The sequence below is a fragment of the Burkholderia sp. SIMBA_062 genome (assembly GCF_046534765.1).
GTDB classification, from domain to species: domain Bacteria; phylum Pseudomonadota; class Gammaproteobacteria; order Burkholderiales; family Burkholderiaceae; genus Burkholderia; species Burkholderia ambifaria.
The window spans coordinates 1-278 of the sequence record NZ_JAWRYD010000217.1 but is presented as its reverse complement, the minus strand read 5'-3'; the positions used below and the strand labels follow the sequence as shown (position 1 = coordinate 278).

The following is a 278-nucleotide window of genomic DNA, read 5'->3' as shown; positions in this document are numbered from 1 at the left end:
ATAAGGGCTAAAGCAATTGTTAAATATAGGAAAGTCAACTCCAAAACCTACCGATGCAGTAGGAATGATGGTCTTCAAAGCAGGATGAAGATTTTTAACAGCAGCCCATTGGCTGAAACCGTCATAACTTCCTCCAATCATGCCTACCTTACCATTATTCCATGGTTGCTTGATAATCCAATCTATTACTTCGTTTACATCTTCTATTTCAAATTCAAATGGAGAAACTTGATCATGACTCAAATAAACACCTCTACTATAAGCATAGACTACAGTAT

Annotated in this window: 1 protein-coding gene; it reads right to left on the bottom strand. The window is 36.3% G+C overall.

Features of this window, described 5'->3' with window-relative positions; translation table 11 throughout:
* Window positions 1-278: CocE/NonD family hydrolase (locus SB786_RS36105; protein ID WP_410731560.1), on the bottom strand; the 278-nt coding region annotated here is incomplete at both ends.